Below are 22,945 nucleotides of genomic sequence, written 5' to 3' on the forward strand. Positions count from 1 at the left end.
TCACCGCGCGGCAGCGAAAGGCCTGGGCAGCGATCACGCCGGTCTCCTGACGGCCCCCGTGCGTTCACACGGTGGGTACAGGCGCTGCCACGTAGCGCGCAGAGCTGGCGGACGGCGCGAATCGGGCTGGTGTCCGGGCTGGTCCCGGCTCTGCCACGGGGGAAGGCAGATCACTGTCCGCACGGACGGAGCAGGCCGTGCAGGACGAGGCTGGAGAGTGTGTCGGCCAGGCTTTCCCTGTCCTGTTCCGCCGCTGGCGCGGCCGCTGGGTTCAGGCGGTCGGCGACGGGATCCTGGGCGAGTGCCAGCGCGGGTCCTGTGATGGCGGTGTACAGGACATGCGGGGGGACCCGCGGGATACGGCCGGCTGCCACGAGGTTGTTGACGGCCGGCTCGATACTGTCCCAGAACGGCTGGATGAAGCGCTGATGCAGGTAGTCCAGGCGCTCGGAGTCGCGGGTCGACTCATCCGCCAGCAGCCGGTTCTTCGCCGAGGCGTTCGCCGATCGCCGGTAGAGCTGAACGATCACACCGGTCAGGTGCTCGTCGTCATCGCCCGGCTTGGCCAGCTGACGGTTGAAGTCGTCCTGGTCATCCCGCATCGCGAAGTCCACGACAGCGCGCCAGAAGGTGTCCTTCGACCCGTAGCGGTCATTGATGAAGTTGTGGCTCACCTCAAGGCGCCGCGCCAGCTCCCGCACCGTGGTCGCGGCATAGCCGAGCTCCGCGAAGGCCTCGAGCCCGCGCCGGAGAATCTCGCCCTCATCCAGTTGCGCAGGGGCGTACCTGCTCCGTGCCGGCGACTTCGCGGCCCTTCGGTTTCGATCGGTCATTCTTCACCATTCGTTCGCAGCGGCCACTGACGTCGCACCCGCGGATCTCGGGGACGGGTACTTCTTCGGACCCGCCGGGCCCGGCAGCCGGCAAGACCACCCGTCCACGGACCGCAGGCGTCCGGGAAAAGCATAGGCGCCCCACTTGACGATTGTCAGATCGACGCTTGACGTCTGTCAGAAGTCTCGCTTGACGTCTGTCAGATCCAGACGCATGCTTGCCTCGTCAAGCACATTCCGGTGGCTGGCAGTCACCGGCTCATTTCTCAGGGGTGCTCCATGAACAGCAAGAATGACCGGGCGTCCGTCACCTCTCCCGCGTCCGCAACGGGACGGCGGCGCAGGGCCACCGGCATCGTGGCCGGCCTCACCATCGCAGCCGCACTCGCCGCGACCGTCCCGGCCATGGCGCAGGACCACGACGCGCACAAGACCCCCACAAGCCACTCCGCGCAGCACCACTACCTGTCGCCGCTGCAGGTCACGTCGGCCTACTACGCCAGCTACAACGGAGACCTGGCCGCCGGCTTCGACCGCTACATTTCCAAGGACCTGGTCCTGCACGGGTTCAACGGACCCGAGCAGCGCGCCGACTGGATCAAGGGCGACCTGAACATCAAGGCGGGCCTCAAGGGCTTCAAGATGACGGTCCTGGACCAGATCGTCGAGGGCGACAAAGTCGTCACGCGCTGGAGCTTCGAAGGCGACCACACGGGGACAATCTTCGGCATCCCCGCATCCAACCGCCACGTCGTGCTCAGCGGCATCTCCATCGACCGCGTGATCCACGGCCAGTCCGTCGAGCACTGGTCGGAAGGCAACTTCGGCAGGTTCCTGGACGCCCTCCAGGGCAAGACCGATCCCGGCTCCGCCACCCCCAGCACCAGCACCAGCACCAGCACCAGCACCAGCACCAGGTAACCCTTCCCAAGCCGCCCCGCCCCGAAGGCGAGGCCGGCCACCGCAGTCACACACCCCGCTGCCGCGCGTGCACCACGCAAGGCGGCAGCGGGGCACCCACACCTCAGAAACAGGAGAACATCATGGGAATCCTCGACGGCAAGGTAGTACTCATCACCGGCACCGGAGGAGGCATGGGCCGCGTAGCCGCCCTGATCTTCGCCCGGGAAGGCGCGAAAATCGTCGGCGTCGACATCCACGCCGACGAGAACACCGAAACAGCCGAACTCGTACACGAAGCCGGCGGTGAGATGACCAGCATCGCCCCCGTCGACCTCACCGACGCCGACCAGGTACACCAGATGGCCGACAAAGCCGCAGCCGCCTACGGCGGACTCGACGCCGTCTACAACAACGCAGCCATGATGCGCTTCGGCGCCATGCCCGACTTCTCCATCGAGGACTGGCGCGCAACCGAAGCAGGCGAACTCGACATCCCCTTCTTCGTATCCAAGTACACCTGGCCACACCTCGTCCAGCGCGGCGGCGGCGTCATCATCAACGTCGCATCAGAAGCAGGACTCATCGCAGGCTCCACACCCCCCATGATCGCCCACACCGCAGCCAACGCCGGCGTCATCGGAATGACACGCCAACTCGCACTCGAAGGCGCACCCCACAAAATCCGAGCCGTCGCCATCAGCCCAGGCCCCGTCCTCACCCCCGCAAGCGACCGAGACCTCGGCAACAACCAGGCCATGAGAGACGCCGTCACCAGCAAAGTCCTCCTCAAGCGCTTCGCACAACCCGAAGAAATCGTCGAACTCGCCGCCTTCCTCGCCTCCGACCGCGCCTCCTTCATCACCGGCGCCAACTACCCCGTCGACGGCGGAGCAAGCGCCTGGTAACACCCACACCCACCACACAAACAAACACACACCACACACACGCACACACCCCCCACCAACCCGGAGGACAATGACCCCGCCCACAACACACCACCAAACACAACTGGAGGGGTGAGACCACACACCGGCCCCACCCCTCCAGCCCCACCACACCAAACCAACACCACACACGTTCAACGACCCCAAACAGGACCGCACACCCTGACCGCGGGGACTCACGACCTCCCTCACGACCTCCCCTGAATGATCACGTTCCCCACCGGCACAAGTCCGCCACTCACACTCACGCCGGCCCCGTGACCTGCGCGATCAGGACGCAACAAGCTCACCGGCCGCGGACTTCTCCCTGGGCCACTTCAACCCCGTCATGGAGGTCGTCGGCCGCCTGGAATGAGGCACCCGCCGACAGCACCAGGCAGGCCAGCAGCGCGATGACCGCGACACACCGGGCCAGAAGCCCGCGCAAACCGCCTGCGTGGCGCTCCGCGAGGAAGGCGGCGACACGCCGGGGCACCGGACCTGCGGTGGCGGCAAGTGCCAGACCAGGACGGGCCCTCGCGACGGCCGAGGATGCCCGGGGACGCGAGAGCGGCACGGCCGATGGCCTGAACCGCCAACCGACGGTCCGCGACGGCGTCGGCCGCGGACTCGTCGGCACTGCGCTCCAGCGCCTAACTGATCGTTTCAGAATGAGATCGGCGTGGCGACTGGTTCTGGCGATCTTGGCAGGCAGGGTCTGGCGGGTGTCTGCCGATCTTGTCCCGGATGAGCTCTGGGACCGCATAGCTCCATTGCTGCCGCCGCGACAGGAACGTCGGCACCGGTATACCCCGGCCGCCTTCCGGTGTCTGACCGGGTGGCGTTGGCAGGCATCATCTACGTGCTGCGCAGGGGTGTTGCCTGGCGTGACGTTCCAGTGCAGGTGGTGGGCTGTTCCGGCATCACCTGTTGGCGCCTACTGCGGGACTGGACCGAGGCCGGGGTCTGACCGGCCCTGCACCAGGCCCTGCTGACTGAGCTGCGCGCTGCAGACGCGCTGAACATGGACGACTGCGCAGTCGACGGCTCCCACATCCGGGCTCTCAAAGGGGGAGATCACGTCGGGCCTTCACCGGTCGATCGTGGGCGGCCCGGATCCAAGCATCACGTGATCGTGGACCGCCAGGGGATACCGCTCGCGGTCTCGCTGACCGGCGGAAACCATCACGACGTCACACAGTTGATTCCCCTGCTCGACGCGATCCCTCGCATAGGCGGGCTGACGGGCCGCCCGCGGAACCGGCCCAAGCGGATGTTCGCCGATCGCGGCTACGACTTCGACAAGTACCGTCGCCTGCTGTGGAAGCGCGGCATCAAGCCACTCATCGCCAGGCGGGGTGTCGCGCATGGTTCCGGCCTGGGGAAGACCCGGTGGGTTGTCGAGCGCACCTTCGCCTGGCTCCACCAGTTCAAGCGCCTACGAATCCGCTACGAACGCCGTGCCGACCTCCACCACGGTCTCCTGCAACTGGCCTGCTGCATCATCTGTCTCCGCCGACTGCAGGCACCGTCCCAGAAGGATCAGTAGGGTCGTCGGTGTGCGTGATCTACGAGTGGTCCTGATCGGCGGGACATCGAACGTCGGGAAGTCGACCGTCGCCCAAGAGGTGGCGGCAAAAATCGGGTTCGAGTACCTGAGCACTGACGCGATGGCCCAGCACCCAGGCCGGCCCTGGAGAACCCCGGAGTGGGAGGTGCCGGCGCACGTCGCTGAGCACTACGGATCACTTACGGTGGACGAGCTGATCACGTCTGTGTTCGACCACTACGATCGGCTCTGGCCCCGCATCGAAGAGCTGATCACGGCCCGTGCGGCCAGCGACCGCGGCAGTCCGGGCCTGGTCCTGGAGGGGTCGGCACTCTGGCCCGTCCGCGTCGCCAGGCTACAGGTCCCGCACGCGGCAGCCGTATGGCTCACCACTGGCGACTCGCTAGTACGCGCCCGCGTTCACGCTGCGGGCTCCTATGAATCAGCCGCAGACGAGGAACGGGTCCTGATGGACAAGTTCCTGGCCCGCACGGAGCGCTACCAGGCACTGATGATCGAGGCCATCGACAGGCTGGGCCTGGCTCGCATCGACGCGGGTGGCGGACAGTCCGCCGAAGAACTGGCTGACACTGTGCTCGCGACAGTCGACGCGCAGACCGCGCTGGGACGGTCATCCACCGGCCGGTGGCCGTTCATGACTGCTCACCTACGGTGCATCCCGGCGCCAAGCACCCCACCAGCTCATATTGAAACGATCAGTGAGCTGTTTCCAACCTGACGGGAGGTTAGACGGGCGGCCCCGGCAGCGGACATGAAGAAAGCCCCTGGTAGACGGGTTCACGACCAAGATCACCAGTCCGCCAGGAGCCTTCGCGTGCTTGTCTACCCGTCCGGCATCGATCTGTCCAGCCGCACCCTGCAGCACCTCTCCGGTCTCCTCGCAGGTCACCGCCGTCGAATCGGCTCCCGATGGCGTCGCCTGACCTGCGGCCGGCAAGCCCTGCTCGTCTTGGCGCACCTTCGCTGCGGCGACACCTACGCCCGCCTTGCAGCAGGTTTCCGCGTCGGGATAGCGACGGTCTACCGATACATACGCGAGGCCGTCGACCTCCTGGCCGCTCAGGCACCAACGCTGGAGCAGGCGATGCGGACCGTGCGGAGGAAGGCGTACGTGATCCTCGACGGCACCGTGCTGCCGATCGACCGCATCGCTGCCGACCAGCCGTATTACTCGGGGAAGAAGAAGCACCACGGGATGAACGTGCAGGTACTCGCGGATCCAGCCGGCCGTCTGATCTGGGCTTCGGACGCGCTGCCCGGGGCAGTACACGATCTGACCGCGGCCCGGACCCACGGCATTCCCGCCGCTCTCGCCGCCGATGGCATCAAGTGCTGGGCGGACAAGGCGTATCAGGGCGCAGGTCCTGCTGTCCGCGTCCCGTTCCGTGGCAAAGGTCTGCGCGGTTGGCGCCGGCGTCACAACCGCGATCACGCCAAGATCCGAAGCCTCGGCGAACGAGCCATGGCCACCCTCAAATGCTGGCGGCTCCTGCGGAAGCTCCGTTGCAGCACCACCCGGATCACCACCGTCGTCCGCGCCGTCATCGCCCTCGAACTCGCCACCTGATCAAGATGGAAAAGGCTCCAGCAGTCCAACAACATCTGCCTGTCGTTCCGCGACGCCAGGTACTGCACGGAGTTGTAGGGCACGATCAGCAGCCGGCCACTCTCGCGGACTCGCTCTGCGTCGACGGCAAGGGGTGGCTCGTCCGCCCGCTGGCTGCGGGCGAGGAACGCCACGGCGAGTTGCAGGGCTTCGTCCTGCTGCATCATGCGTCTCCAGTTCGTTGGCCCGATGAGACGCACCCTATTGGTCCTGGGATGATCTTTGCGTGGCTGGTGTGATCACGGCGTCGGAGCCGTCTTGGATAGCCCCGTTCACCGGGTTGAGCCCGAGACAGTTCGGGAAGCTGCTGACGGTGCTGCGGCGTGAGGGTGCGGATGCGGTCCGCAAGGGTCGGCCGTGGAGCCTTCCGCTGGAGGACCGGGCCCTGCTGGTCGCGGCGTACTGGCGCACAAACCTCACCATGCGGCAACTCGCTCCGCTGTTCGGTGTCTCGAAGTCCGCTGCCGACCGCATCATCGACCACCTCGGACCGATGCTCGCACTCCAGCCGCGCAAGCGGTTCGCCAAGGACACTGTCCTCATCGTGGACGGCACCCTCGTGCCCACCCGCGACCACGCCATTGCCGCGCAGTCGAAGAACTACCGTTACTCCACCAACCACCAGGTCGTCATCGACGCCGACACCCGCCTGGTCGTCGTGGTTGGCCGGCCGCTGCCTGGGAACCGCAACGACTGCAAGGCGTGGGAGGAATCCGGCGCCAGAGCCGCCGTCGGCAAGACCCGGACGATCGCCGACGGCGGCTACCCGGGCACCGGACTCGTCATGCCCCACCGCCGGCGCAAAGGCGAAGACCTGCCCGACTGGAAGGAAGCACACAACAAGTCCCACAAGCAGGTCCGGGCCCGCGTCGAGCACGTCTTCGCCCGCATGAAGACCTGGAAGATCCTCCGCGACTGCCGCCTCCGAGGGGACGGAGTCCACCACGCCATGCTCGGCATCGCCCGCCTGCACAACCTCGCCCTCGCCGGATAGACGGCCGGACCCGACCACGATCGCCCAACCCCCGGCGACTCAGAGATCATTTACGGGACAAGCCTTAGATCAAGAAAGCTGGGAGACCTCAATGTCATTGGAGAAGTCTTCCACCCGGCACTGACAACAGAGTGCCGCTGTGTCCTGCTCGCCCTCCAGCCTCCGGGAGGGCGTGGTCCGTGCGGAGGGCCACGAGCTGCGGGACGAGGATACAAGATCATCCCATCCTGTCCGTCATCCGGGGACGTACTCACCACGTGTGTAGCTCCACTCCTCCGTCACACGACCGTGCGGCCGCGCGAGGGTACGTGCGAATCAGCGTCCAAACGTCGCGTCCCGGGGGCGGTTGTCCCACCCCCGGGACGGATCGTCAGTGGCGACGCCAGCGGCGATTGACGAGGGGAACGCCGAGGCGAGCGGCCACCGTACGTTCCAACTCACTAACCACGACAGCCGGGGTATCGGCGCGGAGCGGCAGCACCCAGTAGGCCGACCACTCCTCCCGCTTGGACCTGGACTCCGTCATGTGCTGACGGATACGAACCGAAGCGGCGCCCCCGCAGAGCGCCCGCTCGGGTCGGGTCCGTCCGCAGTAGCAGGCCACGCCCTCTCCGTTCACCGGGATGTAGATGGCACGACGCTCGTTCCCGCTGTCCTCCCCGATCCAGATCGGAGAGTCCCGGTACTCCTCCAGCCAGGGGCCTACCAGGCTGGCCAGCACGGCGTAGCGCTCGGGCGTCATCGTGGCGACGCCCTGCCACACCAGGGCGCTCACCAGCTGTCCGACAGGGGCTCCGACTCGGCGATCTTGCCGAGGCGAGCGGTGATGCCCGCGAGGATCCCGAACGTCGACTCCACCTCGAGCCAGGCGATCTTGTCGTCAGTGCCGTTCTCGTCGCGCATCTCGATGAGGTCCATCAGCCGGTCCTTCGCGGTGAACACCGCCTCCTGGAACCGGGTGAGGCTCGCGGCCTCCTTGGCGGCGGGGTTGTTGCGCTCCGCCTCGGAGGTGAAGCCGTGCCGGACCGCCTGGCGCAGGTAGGCGTTGAAGGTGGAGGTCGCCCAGTCCGACGGCTGCTCGACCAGGGACTTGGACTCGCTGTCCCACCAGCGCAGCGGCCGGCGGGCCCGAGACCGCTTCACGGCGTCGGCCAAGAGCTCGCGGCCCGGCCCGGTCTCCAGGAGGCCCTTGATGATCTGCCCGACGCTGGTACGGGCGATGGTGGTGCCGACCGTCTCCTCGGCCGAGCCGGCGGCGGCCCGCAGGTGACCGGTGACCACCAAGGCGACCATGCCGAGCACGCCGAGCACGAGGGCGGCCTGGGTGTCGTTGGCGTGGGCGCGGTCCCGGAGGCCGTCGATGGCGTGGTCCGTGGCGGCGTTCTCCACCGTCCACTCGGTGTCGACCAGGTCCTGCCACAGGCAGCCGGTGTCCAGCGCCTTGCGGATCGAGTCCAGGTGCTTCGGCGTCTCGACGCTCGCCGAGTACGAACGCAGTCCCAGTTCCACCACCGGCCCGTTGCGGTGGCTGAGGTAGAGACCAGTCTTACCGAGCTGGGAGCGCACGAGGCGGTTGAAGGCGTGCCCCTTGCGGGTGAGCTCCTGGACGATCTGGGCGAAGCGAAGGTCGGGCAGGTCGTCCAGGCCAAGCAGGCGCATCCCCTCGGGCACCTGCTCGCGGCCGATCAGAACGTCCCGCCGCGCCGTCGCCAGGTCCTTGTCGGGCTGCCCGCCATCCAGCAGGCCCTCGTCGTAGAGGGCCGTCGCCATCTCCTCGGCGACGACGGCGTGCTGGGAGCCGGGGGAGAACTTCTTGGCGGACACGTTCATGCGCACCAGCACGCTGCGGACAGCGGCGGGGAAGCGCTCCATCCCGCGCTGCGGGTCGTCGTCCTCGTAGCCGACGATCACCTGGACCGGCACGGTGAGCGCGTTGAGCGCGATCGCCGCTTCGTTCCGCTCCCGCTGGTCCGCCTCGGTACCCTTCGGCGGCTGCGCCAGTCGCTTGTGGGCCACCTTGGCGATCTTGCGGACGAGCTCACGGCGGGCAACGAGCGGCAGTCGCATGAGGTACGAGGGCAGCAGCCGGATCCGGGTGTGGTCGCGGGCGTCGCCGGTCAGCCATCCGCGCTCGACCGGCAGGAGCACCAGGCAGGAGATCAGCCGACAGTTGCCGTCCACGGCCGTGTAGTCCTCGCCGACCGAGTCGGGGGAGCCGGTGAAGGTCGCCGGCACCAGCGTCAGCGAGCGCTCAACGATGCGCTCCCCTACGTCCTGCGGGTTGTCCTTCTGCACGGCGATCGCGGCCCGGTCCACGGCCTCCATCACGGCCTCGAACGCGTCGCCGTGGACCAGCGTCGCGTACCGGTCGTGCGGGGCCGGCATCGACAGCGCGAGTCGGCCGCGGGGCGCCTTGGGGTCGGCGGCGTAGCTCGCGTCCGCGAGCAACCGGTCGTTCTCCACCGCAGGGGACATCATCGGCGCGTACGCGCGGAAGTTCAGCGTCGTCAGCCAGCCGAACGGCGTCCGGTGCCGCTCACCCCGGCTGAGCTCGAGCTCCTGGGGGTCGGTGGCCAGGTGGGCGAGACGCTCGATGTGGCTGGGGCTAAGGAGAACTCCGCCGAGCTTGCCGAGCTGGGTCTGGGCCTTGGTCGTCTGGCTGACCGGCGGGACACGGTGCTCGAACTCACCGTTGTCGTTTCGGAATCCGCTGACCGGGATGACCTGGATCTCACGGGTCTCGCCACGGTCCGGCTTGGAACTGCTGCTCATGGGGCGCCTTCTTGGATGGCCGGCGTGTAGTACGCCGGCGTTGGCCGCGCGTCACGCGGCGCCATCCGGGCTGCCACGCACCCACTCCGCCTCTGAAGAACCTCAGTCCGTTCAGGGTTTCGTAGCGTTGTCACGTCGGTCAGCGGCAGTTCGAGTGCTCTACGTGTGTGGCGGCGAGGCCGTCGCAGGCGGAGAGGAGCCCAAGTCGTGCGGTTGCAGACCTCGGTCCGCGCGCGCAGGCGTTTGACCGCCGCAATCAACGGCGTCGGCCGCACCCTACCGGTTCGCTGACCATCGCTCAAAGTGGTTTTACTGGACTTCTTCTGACGCACCGACAGATACCGTGCGACTCCAGGCTCAATAGCTGCGCAAACTCGAGAGACCGGCCCGGCTACCACGTCCGGAGCGCCCAGGCTGCCTTCCTCGAACCCGCGAGCTGTCCCCGGCCACCCGGTCCCGAGTCGGGGCGAACGGGGCCTGAGTGGCAGGATCAGGGCAGGGGGCTCCGCCCGCACACCATTGCCTGCGGGCGCGATACCCAAGGCCGCACTCCGAGGAGTGCAGCTCTCTAGCATCACGACCCTCTGACCAGGGGAAATGGCGGCGCTCAACTGGCCAGATCGAACGCTCACTGGCCAACTGAAGCGCTCAGTCACATGATTGCATCACGGAGCCCCGCCTGATCGATTTAGTAATCCAGGTCGAGGTAATCGATGTCGTTGATGGCGACGTCTGAGATTCCGAGGGCGCGGTTTCCGCCGTCCTGGAAATAGATGTCTTTGAATCCTTCGGCGATGATTGTGCGCATCTGCTGGTCGCTGGCGCCGGTGTTGCGGGCGTCGAAGAGGCGTTGTGCGTAGGCGGGTGGGAGGTGGACGGTGAGGCGTCGGAAGCGTCCGTCGTCGGTCGTGCCGACCGCAGCGGAGTAGCCGAACCGTGCCCTCGTCTCCACGGTGATGCCGCTCGTGGCGGCGGCCTGCTTCTGCCGGCGCTTGCGGACCAAGGGCTGCCACCGCTGCCGTACGGCGTCGTCGATTTTCGCGGCAACGTCGGCCCGGGGATGCTTGCGGGCGCCGCGCCGGTAGCGGTTCACCGAGTCGGCGGTGACCCCGAGCTCCAGCGCGACGGCTTTGGCGCTGCCGAGCTGTTTGAGCAGGAACCCGATCTGGCCCTTGAGGGTTTTGGGCGGGTTCTTGGTGAACGCTTCTCGGTCGGCCCGCTCGATCGCGTCGTCGATCTCCCCCACGGGTCTACTCCCCTTCGTCCAGGACGGCGTCGCCGCCCTTGATGTGGCGGGCCGGGTTCAGGCCCTTCTCCATCAGGTCGACCGCCCACAGCATCGACTGCACGCCCTCCAGCTTCGCCAGACCGGGTGTCGGGCCGAGGCGGAACCCGCCCGGCTGCGGCTTCCCGGAGGTGGCGTAGGGCAGGAAGTCCAGCGGGCTCTCGCCCGGCGAGGGGTAGACGACACAGTCCGACAGGACGGCGAGCGGGTACAGGCCGGTCAGCTTGACCATGTTGTTCAGCTTGCGGTGCATGTTGACCCGGGCCTTGGAGATGACCGCGGCCCGGATGTCCGGACGCCATGTCGGCCGTGCCAGGGCCGGCCACGTCTCACCCTGCTTGTAGGACTTGCCCTGAGGGCGCTCACGGAGCTTGCCGACCCCGCCCTTGACGGTCGCCTTGATCGCGGACAGGACGGCGGCCAGCGCCGGATCGGCCTGCTTGTGTTGCTCCATCGCGGCGAGGAACTCGGCGTCCGACAGGTCCTTGGTGACACCGAGGTCGGCGAGGGTGTCGACGTACGCGGTGCGCAGCCGGTCGTGCCAGGGGTCCAGGTACGCGCCGGTCTCCCTGCGCAGGTAAGCCTCCAGAGGAGCCACGTTGTGGCCGAGCTCCTGGGCGTAGGCGACGGTGTGCGTCTGGTACCAGGCGGGTTCTGTGGGGGGTGTGCCGTCGGGGGTGAACGGGGACGGCAGGCGGGGGTCCAGGTCGATGTGGGAGAGGTCGACGAGCCAGGATCCGGGGATCTTCGGGTTGAAGGTCGGGTGATGGAAGTGGTCGGGGGCGGACAGGCCGACGACCAGGCGGGCGGCGGCTGCGAGGAACGCGGTGTTCAGGTCCAGGCCGACCGCGAAGGGCAGCGTGCACTCCTCATCCGAGAGCGTGTCCACCGACCGCACCCACTGGTAGGCCTCCTCGTTCAGGAAACCCCCGCTCCAGCCGGAGTTCACGACCACGGGATGCTCCGCCGTGGCCTCCGGCGGCGCAGGATCCACCGGCTGCGTGCCCAGAGAGCCTGGGTTGTGGCCCGACACCCAGTTCCCGGTCTGCGGGTCCTGCACGGCACGGGTCGGCGGGCGCAGCGCGGTCATCAGCTCGAGGCCGGAGACGGCGGTGGAGCCGCGCGGGGTGGTGACCCGGGTGGCGTAGGTGCCAAGGATGCGTGCGATGTCGGCCGGCTCCATGTCCGTCACGCCGGGCCAGGAGCGGTCATCGAGGGCGTCCCAGGACAGGATCGCGAGCTGCACGCACTGCCGGTCGCGGCCCTGCGCTTTGCGGTAGATCCGGGCCCATGGGCCGAAGCCGCGCTGGGTGAGCTGCCACTTCGCCTTGACCACCTGCTTGACCACCGGGTGGTCCTCGGGCAGGCGCAGTGAGCGGCGCTGCTCATGTCCCTCCAGTCGCTCCGGCAGCCCCAGCCTCACTGCGGCCGACGCGGTGAGCACGACCAGCGGGTCGGAGTCCTTGCCGTACCGGTTGAGCTTGCCGGCGCCGAGACCGGACTCCTTGAGTGTCCACTCCACCAGCTGCGGCACGGTGGTGGCCGGGCAGTACAGCACGATCCCGTCGACACCGAAGGCGGAGCCGTCGCCGTCCAGCACCGCGAGCGGGCCGTGCGGGAACCGCGGGTCGGTTGCGGGCTTTGCAGCCTTCTTCACGGCCGGACGGCGCGCTGCCGTCGCCGGACGCGCGACCGGAACGGCGGGTGCCGCCGGCGTGGACGGAGCGTCCACGGGTGCGGCGGTCTCCGTCCGCGTCCGCGGTTCGGGGGCAGCCGGGCCAGTGAACGTGCCGGTGAACGTCTCCGAGACCGGCGACTGCGGCACACCCGCCGGGGCCGGGGCGGCGGGAGCCCCGTGGGCGGGGTACTTCGCCGCCCACCCGTTCAGCAGCCGCTGATACGCCTCCAGGCGCGGCGACTTCGGCTCGGAGCGGCCGTTCTCGTAGTTTTTCACCGTCTGCGTCGTCGACTTCAACGCCTGCGCGAGGCGGGCCTGGGTGATACCGGCGGCCTCACGCAGCCGGGCCCGCTCCGCCGGCGGCGGGAGCTGCGGCTCCTCCTCCAGCAGGGCGTCGATGTTCGCGAACAGCTCTTCCTCGGATGCCATCACTACCTCCACCCCAAACACTAGCAGCACTTAGCCAACTTTTTAACCTGCCCATTAACCCATTCATGGGAGAGTCCGTGGGTTGATGATGAGCTGGGCAGCGAAACGGCCCGCGGTTCGGCCCGCTGAGCACTGCCGCTCCCCCGTGTGCCAGGGTGTCGGGGCCCGGGTGCGGGAGGCTGGTGTCTGGCACCAGCGACCGAGCTCCACCCCCGGTCATCTGCGCGCAGCGGGTGCCTTTCGTGCCGCCGCCCGCCGGGTCGTGTCGTGTCGACCGGGTGTGCGCCGTAATGAGGGTTCGACAAGAAGAGTTTCCAGTGGCGCAGGGTGCCGCGGCTTCGACGTGGTGAGTAGTCGCACCCGCGCCTGACCTGCCGTGGTGAGTGGCAGGCCGGAAAACTCACCACGATCCTAAAGGGGTGTTCCGTGATCCCCGGCGGGCGCGCGACAACAGCTACGGCGCCTCGCCGCGTTGCCGGAGCGCCCGAATACACTCAGTATGCGGACGTCCCTCCGCCTTGCGATGCACCGCATCCGACGCCGCGCGCTGATCCACCAGGGATCACGGGACAGCCCTAGCCAGTCGGCCAGGTCCGCCGCCAGCTCGTCGCGCCAGTGGTCACGTAGTCCTCGCGCGGCGATTCGACCCGGTGGCCTGCCTCCGTCCGCTCCGTGCCGTCCTCCACGACGCTCACGCGCACCTCGGGTCCCTGCTTCGTCAGGCGCACCACCCGGGTTCCGCTGGACAGCCGTCCCAGCACCTCGAGACGGCCGAACTGGGCGTCACCGCCCTCCTGCGTGGCGTACAACCACCCATCGCCGCAGGACCCGGCCCGAACCATCGGGCGGTGCGCGGCCCAGGGCGCGCCGGCGGACAGCTGCGCCTGTTCCCGGCTGCGCGGCCTGGCGGTCGCGGGCACGGAGCCCAGCCGGTCCAGCAACTCCCCGGGGTCGATGCCCGCCACGAACACGACGTCCGGCTGCACGGGCGGTGCGGGTTCGGGTCCGAAGAATCCGCCGCTCCCGAGGGTGAAGACGCCGTATACCCCGTCGGGCTGCGGGGCGGAACTCGATGGCAGCGGCGTCGACGGATGTGCAAGCCTTCCCCTCCCAGATGTCGACGGAGAAGACCTTGATGACCAGCGACGGCGCCCTCGATCAGTTCAGACACATCGCGCGGGAGCGGGCATTCGGCAGACATGTCGGGTCGGACCGGCTCATTCAGACAGGTCTGGACGCGCTGATTGCTGGGGTCGAGAGCCCGTCCCTGGCCACGCTGGCTGGACTCCTCCGGAGCGAAGAGCCCGAAGCGCCAGAGCTCTTCGACCAAGTGCTGGAGGAGCTGGGACTGCTCTTCCACCCGCCTGCGGACCCCGGGCCACAGAGTGGGCGCTGGCCTACTGGATCGCCGGTCAGATCGCCGACGGGTCCCTGGATCCCGCCGCCGGCACTCACCTCATCTGGGCAGACATCGCCTATGATCTCGGCTACCCCGAAGAGCTACAACCCCTTGTGCACTGCGCGCACAACCTAGACGGTTGGGAGGAGAGCTGGGGAGTCTCCGTCGAAGAACTCAACGGAGAAGCGGTTGAGGCAGCGAAGCAGTTCCTCAGCAAGAAGTCTGCAGCCAAGGCAGGAGACTAACCCGGGGGTTCGTTCTCGCCATCGGGGTTGGTCAACCGCGGGCTGATCCGCTCACTCAGTGTGGCCGCACCACAGAACCTGAGCCAGAACCCGTACTCATGGGCAAAGCCAGTACGGAGCCTGATCTACGAGACACTCCGTGCAGAAAAGCTGGCAACCGTCGGGATTCGGTGGAGGTGATGGCCTTCGGCGCCCCCTTGCTGTGGCCCTGGCACTCGACCGCGCGCTTGGAAGCCTGCGTCCATGCCATAGGCTCGGCCCTTGAGCTGACGACCAGGTCCGCTACACCGGTAGGTGGACCAGGGGCCGGCGTGCTACTCCGCACGGGCGACAGGAGCCAGCGGGTCAGCCGGACGCCCTCCATGTGCTTGTCGGCGGTGATGTCCGCGATCCGGCCCACGGCGTGCCGTGCGGCCTCGACGGCGACGACGAACAGGATCGGGATCACCGCGTGCATGCCGGTGCCCAGCGGATCGGGCCACGCGGCCGCGCCGTTGAAGGCGATCGTCGCCGCGGTGAGCAGCCAGGCTGTCTGGCGCAGCAGCGGGAACGGTATGCGCATCCACGTCAGCAGGAGGTCGAGCGCGAGCAGGACGCAGATGCCCGCGTCGATGCCGATCGGGAAGACCAGGGAGAACTGGCCGAAGCCCTTCTCCTCCGCGAGTTCGCGTACGGCGGCGTACGAGCCGGCGAAACCGATCGCGGCGATGAGTACGGCGCCGGCGACGACGACCCCGATGAGTACGCGATGCGCGCGAGTCAGCTGCACGGGACTTCCCGAGTTCGCTGCCCCCACTGTCGCTGGCCCCTCCTGCGCATCATGGGTCACGTCGGACAACACTCTCACGCCGCTGGGGGCCGGTGGAGTGCCCGCTGTGGAGGCCCTAGGACGGACTCCGGCGCGACGCGGCCTGGCCTCGCCCGCCCCGGGACGGGGCTGCGGTCCCCCGAGCCGTTCGCCGGCGTCAGGGCAGCGGGGCGGGCGAGAGCACGTGTGGTCGCGGCGCCGGGGAGCTCAGGGCTCGGGCTCCTCCTCCACCTCGTACATCCCCGCGCCGTCCAGGAAGCGAAGTGTGTTCAGGTCACGCCGTAGGACGGCCTCCACGGGGTGGCTCAAGGTGAGAGTCGCCGGATACTCGAAATCATAGGTGGTGGGCACTATTCGATCACCGGGTTCGACCAAGAGGCTCATGTCCCGAAAGCTCTCCAGACGCTCGACCTCATCCAGAGCGCGATAACGCACCAGTCGTCCTGATACCGGCGAGGCCAGTGCCGCCCAGGCGAAGGCGGTCTGGCGCCGGTAGGGGCTCCCGGCGCGCGCCATGAAGCGTTCCGGCCTGAGGTAGGCGTCGGCGGACCACTCGAACTGGCCCTCGCCGATGGCTTCCTCCACGAAATAGGGCAGCCCGGATGGCCGGGCTGCCGCCTCGACCAGCCGCGGTCCGTCCGGCGTCAGCTTGATCTCCAGATGCGCCGCTCCGTAGCGAATGCCGAGTGCGTCGAGCACCTGGTGGACGTAGGGCGCCAGCTCGCCCACCGACGGGTCGTCCGAGCGGAGCAGCACCTGGGCCACGACCAGGTCCGGCACCCCGTTGGCGGTGATGCGGTCGGTGCTCCAGACGTCGGTGATGTGGTGGACGCCCTCACAACTGACCGTGTTGACGATGTATTCGGCACCCACCAGGTACTCCTGCGCAACCACATGGGTGTTGCGCTCGTTGTGGAACGTGAGACTGCGAAGGAGCGACGAGAGCGCGGCCGCGGACTCGTCCGGAGTACTGCAGAACGTGACCCCGTACCCGCCGGCGCTGCGGAGCGGCTTGACCACCGCCATGCCTCCGAGTGCCTCGTGCCAGGCCCGCAGTTCCGCCTCGTCGGCGGTTCTTATCTGACGCATGACAGGGACGCCCTGCGCCCTCAGACGCTCGATCTGAACGTACTTGTTGCGACGAGCGCTGCTGAGTGCGGTCCCGTTGGACGCCAGGCCGAGCCTCTCGGAGAGCGCGTCCGCGAGTTCCACCCCTGTCTCGCGTGCAGCCATCACGACCTGCGTTCCGAGAGCGGCCAAGGTGTCGGTGAGACGGTCGAGGTCGCCGTCGTTCACCAGATACCGGGTGAACTTCGACGGGTCCACCGGTGTCACGGTCGGAGGAAGCCGGGGGGTGCTCTGGATCTGGATGACCCCGGCGCCCAAGGCGGCGCATGCGTCCCCGTAACCGTATGTCGTCCTGAAGGCGTCCACGACCGCCACCTGTGGTTGACTCATCTCGGCTCCCCGGGCGTCAGTTCGCGTCAGCATGGATGGACTCGATCTCCTTGCGTGCGGCCAGCAGCCGGTAGACCGCGTTGGTGAGTACGTTGCGCACGCTGAATCCGGATGTCCCCGGATTGCCGCCGGTCAGGATGTTGCGCTCCCCGGACTGTGCGGCGATGGTCCTGCGGGTCATACCGCCGGCCCCCTCAAAGGCCTCCGGGATGAGTTTCCTGGTCACTCCGAGGTGGACCATACGGAAGTCGGTAAACCTGTCGAGGACGCCGAGCAGCGCGGTGACGGCGTCTTGATCCAGTTTGAGGCGGCCGTCGAGCACCGCATCGGTGATGTTCTCGCCCATGGCGGAGCGCCCGCGCCAGTCGGCGATGAGAGGCCGGGACCACACAGGGAAGTAGTGCATCGACTGGTCGAGATACACCTCGTACTCCTCGGTCGGCGGGACGAGAACCAACTCGAGGAGTTGCACGCCGGGCATGAAGGCACCGCTGGCCCCGCGTGGTCCGTCCTGGTGGCCCATGTGGTATTTCCGGAAGGAGTTGAACGCCTCTTTGGTCAGTTTGCCGTAGCGGGCCATGTCGACCCGGAAAGTGTCGAGCTTCCGGCCCGCCTCCTCCAGACCGGGCGCGAGGCTGTCCGGAGACGGATCCGACACCATCGAGCTCAGCAGGTCGAAGGCTGTCCGCACCGCCGGCTCCGCGAGGTGGTGACCGAGGTAGAAGTCACGCTCGAGAAGCCCGAGTTCACCTTCGCTGAACACCCGCATGTGTCCGTGAAGTTGCCATTGCTCGCTGTTGACATCGATCAGGAGTTCGTAACTCATGTGCGGATCCAGCGAGGGATGACGCGCACACTGTGCGGATATGGCGTCCAGCAGCGGCTGCGGGTATGCCTCAGGGCCGGCGGGCAGATAGCCGTTCAGCATGAAGAGCAGATCGAGTTGAACGACGCGTGCCTCGCCGATGTCACCGATCGGGAGAGCGTCGGCAGCCTCTTCGAGTATCCGGCACTGTTTGCCGGCGAGGTCGGCGTAGGTCATCTCCTGCCGTGCCACGGCAGTCAGGTCTGCCGGCAGCTCGGACAGGACGTACTCGCGGATTCTGAGGGCTTGGTGAGGGAGAGCGTCCGGCCCCGTTGTCGCCGGGATGTCCTTGATGCCGGAGAAGAGATCGTCCTGCTTCATGCAGTGCCTCGATCGAGTATGCCGGGCGGCGTGCCGCAACGTATTTTTTTGACTAGGCAAGTACACGTGTGAGACTGATGGCCCGTCAAGTTCGATAGGTGTCATACTCGTCACTCACTGCCCCGGTGGGCTTCCTTGACCGTGGCCTGGCACCTAAGGCGAACCTTGAGTACCGCCTCCATGTGCCGGGGACCGTTCACGGGGCTCACGCCCGGATCTTGCGTACGCACAGCTACCCTTCGGAGCTTGGCACGAGGCACGCTCGCAGGGGGGCGATTGTGGTTGTGACCTGGAGGTTTCGCGGTCGAGAGGTAGTAGTTGGTCTCGCATTCGACGGGGACGTGCCCTACCCACCGTGTAGCCGACGCTGGCAATACCGGTCCACCCACTCCGCGGTGGCGAGCTCGACCTGGGAGAGGCTCCGCCAGAGCCATGTGCCGCACAGTGTGACGTCGCGAGGTGAAAGACGAGCACGGCCGTGGCAGTACCGGTGATCAGGACGGTGCTCCAGCGAAGCTCTTGCGGCAACCGCCAGAACTCCGAACAAGGGGCCGATGCAGGGTTCCGGCTACGATGCGACGCGCACCGCCCCCGGCAGCTCCAATGCCGGGGGCGGTGCGTTGTGCTGGCGCAGTTCTCAAGCGGCACAGCCGACCGAGAAGACCTGTCACTGGTCCCCCGTACTGTCTACGCATGGTTGATCAGCAGTGGAACGGTGTGCGTCAGCGCGTAGCCGCATTGGGTACCCAACCGACGAGTAGCAAGGTGTTCGGCTCACTCGGGCACAGGTGGGCGCTGGAAGACCCGCTGACCGATGATGGGCTTGCCGAACTCGAAGCGCAGATGGGTGTGCGGTTTCCGGATGACTACCGGAATTTCCTCACCTCTGTGGGCGCAGGGGGCGCGGGTCCCGCTTACGGCCTCTTCCCCGTCCGCCGCGTGCAAGGCCGCTGGCGCTGGGAAGGAGATGGCGCCGAACTCGCCGACCTGACCATGCTCGCCCGGCCGTTTCCCGACCACGGCCCCGATGCCGAAGACCTCGAAGCACTTCTCGCGGTGCGCCCGGAGGAAGAGGACTTCGAGGAGATCGAGGACTTCGACGAAGCCATCGAGGCGTGGGACGAACGCTGGGAACCCCTGATGTTCGCTCCCGAGCGGACCGCCGGCGCCATTGTGATCTCTCACCTCGGCTGCGCCCAAAGGGAGTGGTTGATCATCAGCGGCACCCACCGCGGCACCATCTGGTCCGACTGCCGGGCAGATGACACCGACCTCGTCCCGCTCCTCGACCAGGCCGGGAAGCCGGTCACCTTCGCCCGCTGGTACATCGACTGGCTGCAACAGGCGGAGCTCACTGCACACCAGCCATCTACGAACGCCCGACACTGAGCACCCGGGACGCACGACACAGCGTCATCGTCACGATGAGTGTTAGTTGTCCACACGGGCCAACTACAACACTCGGTCACAGCTGCTGTTGTGACTGAGCACTATAGGTGGGTCTTGAGCGCGCTAGTTGGCCCCAGTGGGCGGTGGATGGTCCCGCTGCGGTGGAGCGCTGGTTCTGTCCCGTGGGCTTCCGAGAGGGGGCGTTGTCGGTGGGAACTGGCAAGGTGCATGCATGACGGACAACGAGAGTGCCCGCATGACGCGGATCCTGAGCGGGTTGCCAGCAGTGGCTCAAGAACTCCTGTTGGAGACGGACTGGGCCTCTCACCGGCACGCCTACGGCTCCGGCGAGGACATATCCGTCTCCCTGTGCTCCCTCGTGGACGAGGATGCCGAGGTGCGGTCCGGGGCGTTGGCCGCGTTGGACATGGGCGTGCTGCATCAGGGCTCTCTGTACACGGTCACCGCGCCCGCGGCGCTGTTCGTCGCCGCGATCCTCGACCATCCCCTGTGCCTCGCCGAGCATGAGGGACACTTCCCGTGGGACGACGGGCCGCCGCGCAGCTTGCGGGCCGCCCTGCTCGACTGGCTGGGCCGGGTGGCCGAGTCGGCTGCCTATGGGGAGGATCCGGCGCGGGACCGAGCCAACTGGGAGTGGCAGCCCTGGCACGAGGACACGCGAGGCGAGCGCGACCCCGACGAGCTCGCCGCACTGCAAGCGTGCCGGGTCATCCGTCCTGCCCTGTACGACGCCGTCGAGCCGTTCCTCTCCTCCTCCGACCCTCAGATCTGTGAGTCCGCGCTCGGCGTCGCAACGCCGCTCCTTTCGGCCCCGGCCCTCGCCGACCGGGTACCGTGCGCCGCCTCGCTGCTGCGGGCCCGGCTGGGCATCATGACGGGTCGGCGGGAGCGATCCGCCGTGGCGCGGGCGCTGAGTCTTTGGGGGATGGACACCTCCGACCTGCTCGCCGACTCTGACCCGGCCGTACGGGTCTGCGCCGCGCTCGGTCCCGTCCGAGTCGACCGGCCTCGCGCTCTCGCCGTGCTCCTCGACGCGCTGCGGGAGCCGCGCACCACAGACGGATGGTTCCCCGAACCGCTGCGTGGGGTCGACGGGTGGTTCCGGTTCACCGTGCTGCGTTCCGCGCTGGATCTGGCCGCGTCGTTCGAGGAGGTGGCACCGGTGACCATCGCCATGGTGGCCGCCGGCCACAGATCCATCGTCGACCACGAAAGCGGGCCGATCCTGTTCCGGGCCTTTCCCGGTGGTGGCTACGACCCGGCCCACTCGCTCACCACAGCGCAACGCGCGCTGCTGCGGGCGTTCGTGGACACCGACGAGGCGACGGGCAGCATCGGCGGCAATTGGTTGTGGTTCCGCGCGGCCGGGCTGCCGGAGAACCGGGACGGCATCGCCGCGTTGCTATGACGCCGCCCGCCACCGCATCCCGTACCTATAGCGTTCCCCGCTTGACGCTGAGAATCAAAGTCATCCGCCTGGGCTATCTGCGGTGCTCAGCCGCACCCGCTTGTTGTGACTTACTGATCGTTTCAGAATGAGATCTTGGTCTGCCGTCTCGACCGAGATCGTGCTCAGCGGGGGGGATGGAACGGGGCGCCTCCGTTGGCGCGTTGGCTCGACAGGACTCTGGGAGGAGAACCATGTCGCGTTTGAGCTTCCCGTCGGCGCGGGCTGTCGGACGTGGGGCAGCCTGGTACCGCGGGGACTGCCACGTCCACTCCGTCCACTCGGACGGGGAACTCACCCCCGAAGAGTTGGCCGTCCGGGCGCGGGCGGCCAGGCTCGACTTCATCGCGACGACGGAGCACAACTCAGCTGCGGCCCCGGGAGTGTGGGGGCATCTGGCCGCCGATGACTTCTTGGTCTTTCTCGGCGAAGAGGTGACCACGAAGACCGGGCACTGGCTCGCGCTTGGCCTCGATCCCGGCGCGGTCGTCGACTGGAACCACCAGGTCAGGGACGGACTGGTGGACAAGTGCCTGTACCAGGTCCACCGTGCAGGGGGCCTGTGCGTGGCCGCGCACCCGCATACGCCCTACCCCTCGGGCGACTTCATGTTCCCCTTCCTTGGCTTCGACGTAGTGGAGGTGTGGAACGGACTGTGGACTTCGGACCGGCCTTGGAATGCCGACAACGAGGCGGCCCTGGCCGAATGGGGGCGGAGCCTCGCGGCGGACCTTCGCACGGGCTCGTGGCGGCCGGCAATGGGCAACAGCGATACCCACTTGGAAGGGCAGATCGGGATCCCTCACACCGTGGTCTTCGCTGATGAACTGAGCACGGAGGCAGTGCTGGCCGGGATCTGCGCCGGCCGCAGCTGGATCGCCGAGTCGGCGGATGTGGACGTGTGGTTCACCGCCCATGCGGCCGGCCACGTGGCCGGGGTCGGCGAGCGGCTCGCGACTCATGGTGGGCATGTGGAAGTGCATGCGGCAGTACGAGGTGTGCCGACGGGAACCGTCAGCTTCCACACCGATCGAGGAAAGGTCCACCGAGTCCCCCTCCCCAATACCGGGGCGAGAGCCTTGGAGTGGGACACGACAGCAGAGCAATCAGCGTTCGTCCGCATCGAGGTCCGCCATCGCAGCGGGCACGTCGCCGCACTCACCAATCCGATCTTTCTCAACTGACCGTCCGTATCATCGTCCGGTCCGCAGGCGCCGGAGGCACATGAGGCTGCATGCCAGTTCGAGCAGGCCCTGATGAAGGTCGGCGCGTCGTTCGTAGCGAATCCGGAGTCGTTTGAACTGGTGCAGCCAGGCCAAGGCCCGTTCCACCACCCAACGGACTTCGCCGAGCCCTGAGCCGTGGGCGACGCCGCGTCGGGCGATCATCGGTTGATGCCGCGCTTCCACAACAGGCGCCGGTACTTGTCGAAGTCGTAGTCCGGTCGGCATGCAGGTATCGCGGCTTGCGGCGCGGCCGTCCTCGCAGCCCCCGGATCGGTGGGCCCGCGTCGAGCAGCGGCAGTAGATGGGTGACGTCGTGACTTGCCACCGGTGAGCGTGACGGCGAGCGGGGTTCCGTGCCCGTCGACTATCAGATGGTGCTTGGGGCCGGGCGCGGTCGACTGGCGAGGGGGACGTGATCCCCCCTTTGAAGGCCCGGACGTGCGAGCCATCAACAGCGCGGTGTTCAAGATCCAGCAGGTCGGCGCCGCGCAGCTCAGTCAGCAGGCGGACCCTCGGCTGAACTCATTCTGAAACGATCAGTTAATGGCACCCCAGCAAGCTGGTCGACGCCCGGTCGCGCAGCAAGGTGCGAGACCTTGATACGGCGACCGGCTTCTCCTGCCGCCCCCTCTGACACCAAGCCAGTGCCACCAGCACTCCCGCTCGCAGCGGAAGGGCTCGCACCCGAGCGGTAGGCTACCCACGTAATTTGTTGATCGTGCAACTATGGAGTCGGTGTGACTGACAAGAGGATCATTGCAGTCGTCGGAGCC

At 67.6% G+C, this 22,945-nt stretch carries 16 protein-coding genes and 3 pseudogenes; 9 read left to right on the plus strand and 10 right to left on the minus strand.

All coding sequences use genetic code 11. The annotated features are described in order from the left end of the window. Nucleotides 1-170: 170 nt before the first annotated feature. Entirely contained in the window at nt 171-833 is a 663-nt protein-coding gene (locus OHT61_RS00115) for a TetR/AcrR family transcriptional regulator (RefSeq protein WP_329033875.1), read from the minus strand. A gap of 279 nt (nt 834-1,112) precedes the next feature. Between OHT61_RS00115 and OHT61_RS00120 the strand changes: the two genes are divergently transcribed. From OHT61_RS00120 to OHT61_RS00145, 6 genes and pseudogenes are all read left to right on the plus strand, one after another. Then, nucleotides 1,113-1,754, plus strand: coding sequence for an ester cyclase (locus tag OHT61_RS00120; protein ID WP_329033876.1), 642 nt, complete (start codon nt 1,113-1,115; stop codon nt 1,752-1,754). Between the two features lie 122 nt (nt 1,755-1,876). Beyond that, nucleotides 1,877-2,641, plus strand: coding sequence for an SDR family NAD(P)-dependent oxidoreductase (locus tag OHT61_RS00125; protein ID WP_329033877.1), 765 nt, complete (start codon nt 1,877-1,879; stop codon nt 2,639-2,641). Nucleotides 2,642-3,384: 743 nt separating this feature from the next. Then, nucleotides 3,385-4,208: pseudogene (locus OHT61_RS00130) on the plus strand (IS5 family transposase). A 10-nt stretch (nt 4,209-4,218) separates the two neighbouring features. Beyond that, nucleotides 4,219-4,947, plus strand: coding sequence for a hypothetical protein (locus OHT61_RS00135; RefSeq protein ID WP_443049332.1), 729 nt, complete (start codon nt 4,219-4,221; stop codon nt 4,945-4,947). A gap of 96 nt (nt 4,948-5,043) precedes the next feature. After that, entirely contained in the window at nt 5,044-5,796 is a 753-nt protein-coding gene (locus OHT61_RS00140; RefSeq protein ID WP_329033879.1) for a transposase family protein, read from the plus strand. 265 nt (nt 5,797-6,061) lie between these two features. Further along, entirely contained in the window at nt 6,062-6,829 is a 768-nt protein-coding gene (locus OHT61_RS00145; protein ID WP_329033881.1) for a transposase, read from the plus strand. Between the two features lie 370 nt (nt 6,830-7,199). On the opposite strand, the gene OHT61_RS00150 is transcribed toward OHT61_RS00145, so the two are convergent. The 8 genes and pseudogenes from OHT61_RS00150 to OHT61_RS00185 all read right to left on the minus strand — a co-directional run bounded on the left by OHT61_RS00150 (nt 7,200) and on the right by OHT61_RS00185 (nt 18,089). Further along, the gene (locus OHT61_RS00150) at nt 7,200-7,604 is read right to left on the minus strand and encodes a hypothetical protein (RefSeq protein WP_329033883.1); all 405 of its coding nucleotides are present in this window, start codon (nt 7,602-7,604) and stop codon (nt 7,200-7,202) included. Beyond that, nucleotides 7,601-9,601 (minus strand): hypothetical protein, encoded by a 2,001-nt coding sequence (locus tag OHT61_RS00155; protein ID WP_329033885.1) that lies wholly within the window; start codon nt 9,599-9,601, stop codon nt 7,601-7,603. Before OHT61_RS00155 ends, OHT61_RS00150 begins: the two co-directional genes overlap by 4 nt. A 688-nt stretch (nt 9,602-10,289) precedes the next feature. Further along, complete coding sequence (tpg, locus tag OHT61_RS00160; protein WP_329033887.1) at nt 10,290-10,847, minus strand: telomere-protecting terminal protein Tpg; 558 nt, start codon at nt 10,845-10,847, stop codon at nt 10,290-10,292. A 4-nt stretch (nt 10,848-10,851) separates the two neighbouring features. Continuing rightward, nucleotides 10,852-12,993 carry a telomere-associated protein Tap gene (gene tap / locus OHT61_RS00165; protein ID WP_329033889.1) on the minus strand — a complete coding sequence of 714 codons (2,142 nt, stop codon included), beginning with the start codon at nt 12,991-12,993 and terminating at the stop codon, nt 10,852-10,854. A 575-nt stretch (nt 12,994-13,568) separates the two neighbouring features. Next, on the minus strand, nt 13,569-13,979 hold the full coding sequence (locus OHT61_RS00170; RefSeq protein ID WP_329033890.1) for a hypothetical protein: 411 nt from the start codon (nt 13,977-13,979) through the stop codon (nt 13,569-13,571). Between the two features lie 980 nt (nt 13,980-14,959). Further along, a pseudogene (locus OHT61_RS00175) lies at nt 14,960-15,406 on the minus strand (DUF2637 domain-containing protein); the annotation flags it as partial. Between the two features lie 246 nt (nt 15,407-15,652). Beyond that, nucleotides 15,653-16,903, minus strand: coding sequence for an ATP-grasp domain-containing protein (locus tag OHT61_RS00180; RefSeq protein ID WP_329033892.1), 1,251 nt, complete (start codon nt 16,901-16,903; stop codon nt 15,653-15,655). 16 nt (nt 16,904-16,919) lie between these two features. Continuing rightward, a complete protein-coding gene (locus OHT61_RS00185) occupies nt 16,920-18,089 on the minus strand; it encodes a hypothetical protein (protein WP_329033894.1) in 1,170 nt (389 codons plus the stop codon). Nucleotides 18,090-18,782: 693 nt separating this feature from the next. On the opposite strand from OHT61_RS00185, the gene OHT61_RS00190 reads away from it, so the two are divergent. The 3 genes from OHT61_RS00190 to OHT61_RS00200 all read left to right on the plus strand — a co-directional run bounded on the left by OHT61_RS00190 (nt 18,783) and on the right by OHT61_RS00200 (nt 22,130). After that, nucleotides 18,783-19,478 carry an SMI1/KNR4 family protein gene (locus OHT61_RS00190; RefSeq protein WP_329033896.1) on the plus strand — a complete coding sequence of 232 codons (696 nt, stop codon included), beginning with the start codon at nt 18,783-18,785 and terminating at the stop codon, nt 19,476-19,478. Between the two features lie 232 nt (nt 19,479-19,710). After that, nucleotides 19,711-20,907: a HEAT repeat domain-containing protein gene (locus OHT61_RS00195; RefSeq protein ID WP_329033898.1), complete on the plus strand. Its 1,197-nt coding sequence runs from the start codon at nt 19,711-19,713 to the stop codon at nt 20,905-20,907. A gap of 233 nt (nt 20,908-21,140) precedes the next feature. Next, nucleotides 21,141-22,130: a CehA/McbA family metallohydrolase gene (locus OHT61_RS00200; protein ID WP_329033900.1), complete on the plus strand. Its 990-nt coding sequence runs from the start codon at nt 21,141-21,143 to the stop codon at nt 22,128-22,130. A 9-nt stretch (nt 22,131-22,139) separates the two neighbouring features. On the opposite strand, the pseudogene OHT61_RS00205 reads toward OHT61_RS00200, so the two are convergent. Next, a pseudogene (locus OHT61_RS00205) lies at nt 22,140-22,676 on the minus strand (IS5 family transposase); the annotation flags it as partial. Nucleotides 22,677-22,945: the final 269 nt, after the last annotated feature.

It is taken from the genome of Streptomyces sp. NBC_00178 (assembly GCF_036206005.1).
Classification (GTDB): Bacteria; Actinomycetota; Actinomycetes; order Streptomycetales; family Streptomycetaceae; genus Streptomyces.

Excerpts from the sequence above, each read along its gene's own strand:
- OHT61_RS00115 (WP_329033875.1), bottom strand. The coding sequence starts at position 833 with ATGACCGATCGAAACCGAAGGGCCGCGAAGTCGCCGGCACGGAGCAGG.
- OHT61_RS00120 (WP_329033876.1), top strand. The coding sequence starts at position 1,113 with ATGAACAGCAAGAATGACCGGGCGTCCGTCACCTCTCCCGCGTCCGCA.
- OHT61_RS00125 (WP_329033877.1), top strand. The coding sequence starts at position 1,877 with ATGGGAATCCTCGACGGCAAGGTAGTACTCATCACCGGCACCGGAGGA.
- OHT61_RS00155 (WP_329033885.1), bottom strand. The coding sequence starts at position 9,601 with ATGAGCAGCAGTTCCAAGCCGGACCGTGGCGAGACCCGTGAGATCCAG.
- tap (WP_329033889.1), bottom strand. The coding sequence starts at position 12,993 with ATGGCATCCGAGGAAGAGCTGTTCGCGAACATCGACGCCCTGCTGGAG.
- OHT61_RS00180 (WP_329033892.1), bottom strand. The coding sequence starts at position 16,903 with ATGAGTCAACCACAGGTGGCGGTCGTGGACGCCTTCAGGACGACATAC.
- OHT61_RS00185 (WP_329033894.1), bottom strand. The coding sequence starts at position 18,089 with ATGAAGCAGGACGATCTCTTCTCCGGCATCAAGGACATCCCGGCGACA.
- OHT61_RS00190 (WP_329033896.1), top strand. The coding sequence starts at position 18,783 with ATGGTTGATCAGCAGTGGAACGGTGTGCGTCAGCGCGTAGCCGCATTG.
- OHT61_RS00195 (WP_329033898.1), top strand. The coding sequence starts at position 19,711 with ATGACGGACAACGAGAGTGCCCGCATGACGCGGATCCTGAGCGGGTTG.
- OHT61_RS00200 (WP_329033900.1), top strand. The coding sequence starts at position 21,141 with ATGTCGCGTTTGAGCTTCCCGTCGGCGCGGGCTGTCGGACGTGGGGCA.